General features: G+C 53.9%; 8 protein-coding genes. 3 read left to right on the forward strand and 5 right to left on the reverse strand.

All coding sequences use genetic code 11. The features are described 5' to 3' along the window. The 5 genes from GTN70_10395 to GTN70_10415 form a co-directional block, all read right to left on the reverse strand. On the reverse strand, positions 1-492 hold a 492-nt coding region (locus GTN70_10395), incomplete at its 3' end, for a CHASE2 domain-containing protein (protein NIO17376.1). Between the two features lie 205 nt (positions 493-697). Then, the gene (locus GTN70_10400; protein ID NIO17377.1) at positions 698-1,675 is read right to left on the reverse strand and encodes a hypothetical protein; all 978 of its coding nucleotides are present in this window, start codon (positions 1,673-1,675) and stop codon (positions 698-700) included. Between the two features lie 64 nt (positions 1,676-1,739). After that, positions 1,740-2,699: a hypothetical protein gene (locus GTN70_10405; protein NIO17378.1), complete on the reverse strand. Its 960-nt coding sequence runs from the start codon at positions 2,697-2,699 to the stop codon at positions 1,740-1,742. Positions 2,700-3,565: 866 nt separating this feature from the next. Beyond that, positions 3,566-4,435: a cyclic nucleotide-binding domain-containing protein gene (locus tag GTN70_10410; protein ID NIO17379.1), complete on the reverse strand. Its 870-nt coding sequence runs from the start codon at positions 4,433-4,435 to the stop codon at positions 3,566-3,568. After that, the gene (locus GTN70_10415; protein ID NIO17380.1) at positions 4,428-5,777 is read right to left on the reverse strand and encodes a hypothetical protein; all 1,350 of its coding nucleotides are present in this window, start codon (positions 5,775-5,777) and stop codon (positions 4,428-4,430) included. Before GTN70_10415 ends, GTN70_10410 begins: the two co-directional genes overlap by 8 nt. A gap of 707 nt (positions 5,778-6,484) precedes the next feature. Between GTN70_10415 and GTN70_10420 the strand changes: the two genes are divergently transcribed. From GTN70_10420 to GTN70_10430, 3 genes are all read left to right on the forward strand, one after another. Next, complete coding sequence (locus GTN70_10420; GenBank protein NIO17381.1) at positions 6,485-7,810, forward strand: hypothetical protein; 1,326 nt, start codon at positions 6,485-6,487, stop codon at positions 7,808-7,810. Between the two features lie 95 nt (positions 7,811-7,905). Next, the gene (locus tag GTN70_10425) at positions 7,906-9,252 is read left to right on the forward strand and encodes a response regulator (GenBank protein ID NIO17382.1); all 1,347 of its coding nucleotides are present in this window, start codon (positions 7,906-7,908) and stop codon (positions 9,250-9,252) included. A gap of 276 nt (positions 9,253-9,528) precedes the next feature. Continuing rightward, positions 9,529-10,464, forward strand: a complete 936-nt coding sequence (locus GTN70_10430; GenBank protein NIO17383.1) for a hypothetical protein — start codon at positions 9,529-9,531, stop codon at positions 10,462-10,464. Positions 10,465-10,467 lie beyond the last annotated feature (3 nt).

Below are 10,467 nucleotides of genomic sequence, written 5' to 3' on the forward strand. Positions count from 1 at the left end.
GGGCGGCACCACCCGCACGATGCTGTGAGCCCCTGCATTCGACCCACCGCCGGGGAGGGTGACCTCCTTCGTCTTCATGGGCTCGACGAGCACCACGTTGCCGGCATTTTGCATCGCACTGGCAAAATAGGTGTCATCCCCGGGAATACGGGGCTCGATGAAGTGGACGTCGAAAGCGACGACGCTTGCGCCTTCCCTCGCCATGATTTCCGTCAGGCGGGCGTGGAGCGACCGGGGCCACTTGTCGGGGTTGTCCGGAAGGCCGAGCACTTCGGATGATTCCTTGTCTATGCTGACGACGACGGTGTCGGGAGGAGGCTCGATCGCCCCCGTCAGCTTAAATAACAGGCCGAGGCCGGCGTTCTCCTCGATCCCGATGGTGATGCGGAGGGGACTAACGGCGATACCTACAACCCCCACGAGAAGCCCCAGAATTAGCGCTTTCAGGACATGAGGGGTAACGAGCCTCCCGTTTCGCTCTTTGCCATCCACCCCATCCTCCTTAATGACAACCTGAAAGAGCTAAATACAAATAATGAAGAAAGTTAATATGAGAGTGGCAGGGCCATTTCTGGCCCCGCCTTTTATCTCTTAGATCAACTGAAATAATTTTTTTGTTGGTCAAGAAAACCAAATAGCAAGTTGGCTTTAAATGCATCCATCATTGAAAAATATGGCACTGTTAAGATTCCTATGTCTAATTACATGTATCACCAATCGGATACCAACCCCCTGCGCCGTTTGGTATATACACGCATGTGTTGTCTCCGACAGTAAAGTATGCATCACATTTGTTTGCTCCACTTCCTTTCAAAGATCCGGCTTCTTGAACAGGTTCATTAGGACTTTGGGAGCTATTAACTGTCGCTGTTACGTTAAGGGGCACAGGATTGATTGCGATCCATTGAGTGCAATCTTCAGGTTCAGATGGTTGTGGATCATCTTGACATCTAAAAGCGCTTACAATGCATCCTTCTAAATAAATAAATTTATAAGCTACACCTTCAAATATCTTTAGATCCACCGTGCTCAGGGGTGTAAAAGGAGACTGGGGTGTTGTTGCTGGGCAGGACGGCCCTGCAATCCCTCCAAACTTATCAGCTGATTGACATCCCTCAAATGTATTAGTACTTGGATTCGATAAATAAATCACAGAAGTCATATCTGTTGTCAAATTATGGCCTTCAAAAGTTAAAAACAAATCTGCTGCGTTGCCGGAAACTTCGGTGGAGAGTACTAACCAATCACCGCAAAAATGTTTCCCTTCATCAAAAAAATCTTGACTACCCCCTGATGGATCTTCACAGGCGTTATAAACGAATTTTGAAGAAACTTCAGCCCTCACATATGTATCCGCTGTTTTCTTTAGTAGATATTTATCATGAAGGCAGAAAGGAATAGTAAAGAATATTTTTGGACCTGAGTTCGCAATACGTTTCAGTTGGTACTTATTAATGGTGCAAGGTACTGTTTCAATAATTACGCCGCTCCCATCTTCGATCTTGCATGTAGTTTCAATCGGGTTTGTCGAACCTGGCGTATATGATATTTCAAAACTAGTGCCTGTGCATAGTTCTGGTAATGCTTGCGCCACAACATCGGTGTAGGCGAACAACACAATGATGGAGAACACCATTAATGTAAACAACAAAACTATGGACGATCTTCTTAGCATGATCCTCCTCCTTTATTCAATGATTCTGTGGTTATCAAAATTTGCATTATCAGGATTCCTAATTCTACGGACATGTATCACCAATCGGATACCAACCCCCTGCGCCGTTTGGTATCCACACGCATGTGTTGTCTCCAATAGTTAGGTAGGCTTCATCACATACTTGATTCCCGCCGAGAAATGAAATTCTTCGCAAGAGTCCAGAGCCACCCGGTATCGGCTCGCCTTCTCCATCCGTTACATCAAAATCAACATCCACCGGCGTAAGTTCGGTCCATTGAGTGCAATCTGCAGGATCAGTTGCTGAAGCTGGGTTTGTACATTGGGATGCACTAGTAATACATTGGTTTGTGTCTCTCCCAAATCTAATCAATAAGCCTTCTATTATCATGAAATCCGTTATGCTCTGAATTGAAAAAGCAGCGTCTCCCCCCGCAGCAAGTATAAAACCCGGCCAAAGGTCACTCCCAATCTTCGGTGCCATCTCTTGCACACCGGTTTTTACCGGGCCCGTTGTTTCAAAAGAGAATCTGTTCACATTTCCTCCGGGATTGAGTTTGAAGACCCACTTTATCGCGCATTCCAATTTGGCCCCAATCATATAACCGGTTGTGGAGTCCCCTGAGCAACCATTGGCAGAGCTGTAAGAAAAAATCTGTCCTGAAGAATCTATATCAATTCTTCCAGGAGGTGGATCAATGAGGTCAACGGGAACCTGCAAGTCGACTTGACTGAGATTACCTCCCCCTTTAGTTTCGGTCGATATAGCTTCATAACACCATAAAAGTCTGTCACCACCTAACTTATGAGGAAAACTAGTTATTTCATGTACGACACCCTGATTATCCTCACAAAATCCAGTATCAACAATCTTCATCGTGTATCCATTAGCAGTTACAAAACATTTGTTTTTTTCAATATTGCTAGCATTGCATTCTAGAGCCATAAGCTCGGTGCTAACAGAAAGTAAAAAGATAACCATCATCATTGTGAGCAATAAAACTATGGACGATCTTTTTAGCATGATCCTCCTCCTTTGTTTCTTGTTTTTTAAGATTTTTTTAAAAGACCTCCTTATTATTCTTTTTTTTCCATCACGAATATCGTGACCTCCATTGCCTTATTTGACGGGTTTCAGTCCAAATCCCGAAATCGCGATCCGTTCTTCCGTAAAGCCGCTATCACCCCCTTTTTCAAAAAAATATATATACAGCCAATGTCACGGGAAGATCCCCCCTTTATCTTCCCTGACACGTATCCGCGCAGTTTCTCCTCTGACTTTTTCCCGGAAAATAATTTCTGACAGAGGGCCATTTAACCTACCCTGCATGGTTCCGGACGTTCAAAGCGAAAGGTCCGGCCAGAACGGGGAAAGGGACGAACAAAACAACGGGATGAGGAATTCACCGGGGATGCATATTTTTGCCTTGATTTTCGAAGAGATATGTAAATAACCTTTCCCCCCCCGTGAAAGGCAGTGGACCCAACTATATAAAATATCGTTTTAAAGAATGTTATAATAAAACTATAAAATTTCAGCATAGCAGTCAAGCTTTTTTTACCGTTTTTAAAACATACAACTTACTGAATAACAATCATTATTTAGACCTGCACGTGCACTTGTCAGCAAATGGTTATCATTAACAGCATATTATTCCATTATTTTAAAGATACATGCCACCTATTCGAAGAAAACAAAGCAAGATCGGTACCCGGACGATAACCTGCTGATTTCCATAGCTATTATTCATGCTCTCCCGCATTTTATAGAAAATTATTCAATAAAAGAGGAATAAATTTCCCCAGGGAAAGCGGCCCTTTCCTTCTTTTGAGGAAATATCACGCAGGAACCCCTGATAGGAGGAAAAATCCCGGCCGAAACGGGGGAGATCAGGAAATATCGAGGGATGAGGCGTCGTCGATGAAGCGCTCGGTTATGATGCTCAGGTTGGCAAACACCCGCGCGTTCTGTATCGCTATGGCAGCGTACATGGCCAGGCCGTCCAGAAGCTTCAGGTCGTCGATGGTAAAGACCTTCTCCGCGCTGCTGCTCACGTTCATGACGCCCAGGTTGTAGCTCCTCCAGACGAGGGGAACGCAGATGATCGACTGGATCTTGAGCTCCCCATCGAGGAAGCGCCCGTCCGTCGACACGTTGTTTATCATCTCCGCCCTCCCCGTCTTCAGTACGTTGCCGGCTATGCCTTCCCCGATGGTGAGCTTCACCTTCCTGTCCGATTCGGTGCCGAAGGCGGCCTTGATGCTGAGGCCGTGTGCCTCCTCGTCGATGAGCATGATGGAGCCGTTGTCGGCGGGGACCATGTTCTTCGCCTTTCCCAGCACGAGGGCGCACACCTCGTCCTCGGAGAGGCAGACCTTCGCGGCATCGAGCTTTTCCTGGCGGAGCTGCTTCAGGTCGTCGTTCAGGGACCGGATCCTCCTGCTCATCGCCTGGAGGATGTTGAACACCAGCATCGGGTCCCTGCTGATGGAGGTGAAGAGCTTTCTCTTATCGACGCTCAAAATTCTCGCCTCGCCATCCGCCTTGGCCGTTGCCGAGCGCGAGAGCTTGTCAAAGAGGGCCATCTCCCCGAATATCTCGCCGCTCTCCAGGATCGCGATCTCCATGTCGCCGGAGGGGGTGGTTTTCGTTATCTTCACCCGGCCCGATTGTATGACGAACATCTCCTCGCCCCGGTCGCCCTCCTTGAATATGACCTCGCCGTCAGTGTAGACCCTTCCGAGTTCTCCCTCAACCATGTCCCCTCCCCGCTAAAATCTTCATCATGTTCTTTACCTGCTCCATGTTCATCTTCACGTCGAGCGTCCGCTGAAATACGCTCTTGTAGCGCTCGTTCCCGGTAAACATGTCCCAGAGGATGGAGCTCAAAACCTTCGAGCTGTCCGCCCTTTTCTGCTCCGAATTCACCACGGAGAGCATCCCCCTGCAGAACACGGAGTTCTTCCGGTAGAGATCGGTGACGGCGAAGAGGAACCGGCCGTAGAGGTTGTCGATCACGATTTCCCGGTAGACGGGATAGTAATGCTTCTGAAAGTGCTCGGCGCCGACCCCCTCGAAGACGACGGTTTTCGCTGCTGCCTTCCCCATGATGTACGCGGCGCCTATGCCGTCCTTGAAAAGCCTCGTCGAGCCCGCGTCGCCGCACATCACCATCCTGTCGGCAAACGGCTTCTTCGGCGCCCCCACGTTCATCCTCGGGAAGCAGCGGCAGCTGAGCTGCACGGGGGCCGACTCGGGAAAGACCGCCCTCACCTTCGGGTGGGCGATGAAATCGTCCACGACCTTTCCCGTCACGTTCTTGCCCAGTATGCACACCGTCACGTAATTGTCCTTGGGGATAATGGCGGCAAACTTTATATCCTTCGTGGGGAGCAAAAAGAGGTGTATGGAGTTGCCGAAGCATTCGGAAACGACACTCCCCTCCAGGGCCACCTCTCCCATCGCCGCCGTGATCATCTCCGGCCGCCGGTAGCCGAACCCGGCCCCCTCGAAGAGCTTTGCCGTCTTGCTGCTGAGACCGAATGCCCCCACCACGAGGTCGAACTCCCCCATTTCCTGCCCCTTTGAAAAGAGGCGGGGCCTGCCGTTTTTCCTTTCGACCCCGTCGATTTTCGCCGGGCTGAGAACGGCTCCCTCTTCAACCGCCCGACCCAGGAGAAAGTTGTCGAAGCTATCCTTCTCCGTCCCGGAAACGCCCCGTGGCCCGCCGCCCCGGTGCACCGTCGCTATGCTCTTGTCGAGCGACGGGGTCGCGATGTACACGTCCCCCTGGTCCGTATGCAGGTTGTAGGAATTGATCCCCTTCCTGATTACCGAATCGGGGAGGTTTATGCCCTCCACGGCAAGAGTCTGGACGAGGAGCTCCGAGATCACGCCCCCGCACCGGTTACAGCCCCCGGGGCCCTTTTGCGAGAAATCCTTCTGCTCGAATATGGTTATCTCCAGGTCCATGTCGATCATCTTCGCCATCTTGAGGGCAAAGATGCTGAAGAATGATCCCGTCGGTCCGCCCCCGATTACGGCGACCTTCGCGCCGTCATCCAGGACGGGGGAATCAGACCTTCTGCCGCCTTCAGCCATCGAGACACTCCACATTTACATTTGAAATCAAGCGTTTTTTCGTGCCCCGGCGTCCCCCGGGGGGGCCGCTGCGCACCTGACCGCTGCGTATCCGAAAAATGACGTAGCCGCACACGACTTCCCGCAGGATAAATGAAAAGCCCTCAGGAACAGCCCCATTCTGATAGAGATGCAATAGCCCCACGCTCAGGCGCTCCGTCAGGAAAACCGTAAAGTTTTCCGCCAAAGGCGAAAAGGGGCGGATGCCATTTTATATGCGGACAAACCCGATTCTCCCCTTTTATGGAAGTACCACAGGCTTTTTCCTTATGTCAAGGGATAAGCCCGGGGGAAGCCGCAAAACCCGGCACCGGGGGGTCCCGAAATTCCCGCCATATTGCGTATCCCGCAGCATTTCAGACACAGACCAAAGCAGCAGGGGGAATGCCCCACTCCCGGCCATTCACGGTTGACGGAACTGCACAGTTTGTTACTATTTTTATAGCGATATCAGGCAACGGTGAACGACCCGCCCCGAGATGGCCCGTGGAAACCGGCTGTGGGAAGGCAAAAACCGGATGATCAGGAGACATTCAATTGCCCGCAGCCGAAAATCACCCGATCCCGTCCCGGCTCCACGGAGAAAAGTTGCACGGCAGCGGACCCTATCAACAGCGGTGTAACCGCTTACCCCCCCCGGGGTCGAACACAAGGGGGTGACTTGGCCGATGACGCTTACCTTTCACGATCTCTACACCTTCTTCGCCATCGTCTCCGTTCTCATCAACATCGTGCTTGCCATCCTGGTGCTGACGCGCACGGCCAGGACCGCCCTGTACATCACCTTCGTCCTCGTCTGCCTGTGCTCCATGGTCTGGAACCTCTGCGAGTTCATGAGGATATCGACGGGGAAATGGTTCCTGTCCTACATCGGCCTGATGGGGTCGGCATTCCTGCCCACCCTCATGTTCCACTTTGTTTTGACCTTCGTAAACCCCCTCAAGGAGACCACCATCTGGATAGTCCCGGCATACGTCTTTTCGTGCCTCCTGGCGATGATCAGCCTCACCGCCATATTCCATCCCCAGCTCAAGCAGTTCGTGGACAGGGGGTACTGGGATATCTCCTACTTCGTCTTCGTCTCCCCCATGCTGTTCGCCAGCTTCCTGATGCTCATAAACTCCCTCGGAAAGACCCAGAACCCGGAAGAGAGGAGCCGGCACTGGTTCGTTCTGATCGCATTCACGATAGGGGCAGCAACGGTCACCACGGACCACGTGCAGACCCTGAACGTCCCCGTCTACCCCCTCGGCCCCTTCGGCGCCTCCGTCGCCTTCATATTCCTCGCCCTCGGCATATTCAAGCACCGCAGGGCATACGACATCCTGGCCGAGACGGAGGAGAAGCTGGCGGTGCTAAACGAGCTCGCAGCAGGCATCGCCCACGAGATCAGGAACCCGCTCAGCTCGATAAAGGGAGCGTCGATGCTGCAGGTAGAGGAACTGAAAGGCGCCGGGGCAGCGAAGCTCGGCGAGTACAGCAGCATCATCAGCGAGGAGATCGAGCGCCTTCAGGGCGTTCTCGTCCACTTTCAGGATTTTACCCGGCCGCTCAAAGTGGAGAAACAACCCCTGTCGTTAGGGGAGGCGCTCGGAAAGACGGTCCGCCTTGCCCAGATGGACTCCCCCGATTTTCAGATATCCCTCGACCTATCCCCCGAACCGCCGCGGATCGAGGCCGACCCCTCCCTGCTGCAGCAGCTTTTTTTCAACATGATAAAAAATGCCCGGGAGTCAGCGGGCCCGCACGGCGAGCTGATAATTCACGCAGATTCCACGCCCCAGAGGCTGGAGATATGTTTTTCCGACAACGGCCCGGGAATCCCTGCGGAGCTTCACGACCGGATTTTCGAGCCCTTCTTCACGACGAAGAAGCGGGGGATGGGCCTGGGCCTTGCCATATGCCAGAGGATCGTGCAGGGGCACGGCGGTACGCTGGAAGCGAAGAACAGGCCGGAAGGGGGTATTACGTTTTCCGTTAAGCTCCCCCTCTAGGGGCGGGTAGCCCGCCGGGGGTCTTCATAGAAACGGGGTGGCATGGAAATTGTAAGGAATTATCCTGAAACCGAAGGAAAAAGGGGGGACTTGCAATGGCACACGTCCTGGTAGTGGATGACGACAGCAACCTCTTGAAGATCCTCAGGGACCTGCTCGTAAATGAGGGCTTCCAGGTGGAAACCGCCGGCGATGTGGACAGCGCCCTGAAGACTCTGGGAAAGACGGATTTCGACCTGATCCTGACGGACCTCATGATGCCCGGCAAAAGCGGCATCGACCTCCTGGCCCTCTGCAAAGAGAAGTGGCCCGAGGTTCCCGTCGTCATGCTGACGGCCTACGGAAACATCGAGGCCGCCGTGACGTCGATAAAAAACGGCGCCCACGACTTCATCACCAAGCCCTTCGACCACGACGAGCTGGTAAACGTGCTCCACAAAGCCCTCTCCGAGCTGAGAAAGAACCGTGAGCTCATCTCGGCCTACTTCGACGACGAGCGGTATTTCTCCCCGGAGATCATCGGGTCCACGGGGAAGATACAGCAGGTGTTCCGCACCATCAAGAAAATCGCCAAGACCGACTCAACGGTGCTCATCACGGGCGAAACGGGGGTGGGCAAGGAGATCGTCGCCCGCACGGTCCACCTGGCAAGCGACCGGCGAAACCACCCCTTCGTCAAGGTAAACTGCGCCGCCATCCCGGAGAACCTCATCGAGAGCGAGCTCTTCGGCTACGAGAAAGGGGCCTTCACGGGCGCCGTCTCGACGAAACCGGGCCGCTTCGAAATCGCCGACGGGGGGACGCTGTTTCTCGATGAGATCGGCGAGATGCCGCTGCAGCTGCAGGTGAAGCTCCTCTCGGTCCTGCAGGACTGGACATTCGAGCGGGTGGGCGGAGTGAAAACCATGAGGGTCGACATCCGCGTCATCGCGGCGACGAACCGGGACCTCAAAGAATCGATCGACGCCGGCACCTTCCGCTCAGACCTGTTCTACCGCCTGAACGTGGTGCCGATTCACATCCCGCCGCTGAAAGAGAGAAGGGAGGACATTTTCCCCCAGACAGAGTACTTTCTCAAGAAATACTCCACCCGGTACCGCAGGGAGTCCCTTACCCTCTCGCCCGAGGTGACCGACGCGTTCAGCAACTATGACTGGCCCGGAAACACGCGGGAGCTCGAAAACGCGATAGAGCGGATGGTCCTCATGAGCGAGAGCGAGGTTATCGGCCCCGAGGAGATACCCGAGGAGATCGCCGGGCTCATGGAACCGCCGGCGGAAAGCTCTTTCAAGGGAAGGGTCGAGGGCATCTCCCGCGCGGCGGAACGGCAGATGATCCTCGAGGCACTGGCGGCTACCGGACAGAACCGGACAAAAGCGGCGGAGCTCCTCGGCATCAGCCGGCGCACCCTCCAGAAAAAGATAAAAGAGTACGGGCTGTAAGGATCGGGGGCGCGCAGCCCCTTTCCCACCCTCCCCCGGGAGGATGCGCACGCCTCTTCCCACCCGCCTTCACGGCCAAACAGCATCCTTCCCTGAAACATTAATATTTTCAACAGGTTTCCCCCCAAAGACGCTGCTTTTCTCTCCGTGGCACGCCTCTTGAACTATCTACCGGTAACGATGGACACCCGGAAAAAAAAAGAGGACATTGCAAGACGCAACGGGGCACGGAAAAGCCGCCGTTAAACAGGTGAAATCAGAAAAAAGGAGGGAAACATGAAACGGTTCAGGGTGAGATGGAAAGGAATGTTTCTGGGAATTACGATCGTCGCTTTTATTGCCTGCCAGGCGCAGAACGTATTTGCCTGGGGGGCAGCAACCCACGCCTACGTGGCAGACAGGGTGAGCGAAAAAAATGGCATTTTCCGGGCCAACGAGATCTACGGGAGCAACGCGCCCGACATCTTCAACAACCTGTTCATGAACCCGGATTACGTCTCCTATTTCGGGGATGAAACGCACTACGAACCGGGAAAGGTCTGGAACGAGGCAAAGTCGAAGCCGGCGAAAGCCCTCGCCCGGGGTTTTTACGGGCACAACGAGTTTGCAGGGGGCGATTCCACGGCCCACAACGGGGGGTACGTTATCCAGAAAGCCGCCGTGCTGGCGCAAATCCTTCAGGCCGTCCCGCAATTTACCGCCCTCGGGATCGATGAAGGTGCGGTCCTGGACGTTGCCCACTTCCTGGTCGAGTACGGGATCGACCTTCTCGTGGTGCAGCAGTTAGACCCGCAGATCGGGCAAAAGATAATGGAATCGGCTATCCGGCGCAACCCGCAGCTTCCCACCCTTCTCGTCCGGGCCTATGCGAAGGGGTTTTCAGAGAGTACCGGCACCGGATACCACGCTGTGTCCAGGTTCATCAAGCAGGCCGAAAAGGAGTTCAGGGAGAGCCAGGTGTACTACGGGTACGCGCTCACGCAGGACCTTTCCGTTGCGGCGGGCCTGATTTCCGAGCAGATAGCCGAAGTGGCCGGGGTCTACCTCGCGGCGAGCGAAAATCCCCTCCCCGAAGGGATCGATATAACGCCGCTCATCGCGTTTGCGCTGGACCAGTCCATGGCGCTTTGCTCGGACGATTTTGCCGACGCGATAGAAAACACCGTGGAAACCGTCGAAGGGCACCTTGCAACGCAGGGCATCGATTACTGAGCC

This window comes from Deltaproteobacteria bacterium (assembly GCA_011773515.1).
GTDB lineage: Bacteria > Desulfobacterota > Deferrimicrobia > J040 > J040 > WVXK01.

Excerpts from the sequence above, each read along its gene's own strand:
- GTN70_10400 (NIO17377.1), bottom strand. The coding sequence starts at position 1,675 with ATGCTAAGAAGATCGTCCATAGTTTTGTTGTTTACATTAATGGTGTTC.
- GTN70_10405 (NIO17378.1), bottom strand. The coding sequence starts at position 2,699 with ATGCTAAAAAGATCGTCCATAGTTTTATTGCTCACAATGATGATGGTT.
- GTN70_10410 (NIO17379.1), bottom strand. The coding sequence starts at position 4,435 with ATGGTTGAGGGAGAACTCGGAAGGGTCTACACTGACGGCGAGGTCATA.
- GTN70_10415 (NIO17380.1), bottom strand. The coding sequence starts at position 5,777 with ATGGCTGAAGGCGGCAGAAGGTCTGATTCCCCCGTCCTGGATGACGGC.
- GTN70_10420 (NIO17381.1), top strand. The coding sequence starts at position 6,485 with ATGACGCTTACCTTTCACGATCTCTACACCTTCTTCGCCATCGTCTCC.
- GTN70_10425 (NIO17382.1), top strand. The coding sequence starts at position 7,906 with ATGGCACACGTCCTGGTAGTGGATGACGACAGCAACCTCTTGAAGATC.
- GTN70_10430 (NIO17383.1), top strand. The coding sequence starts at position 9,529 with ATGAAACGGTTCAGGGTGAGATGGAAAGGAATGTTTCTGGGAATTACG.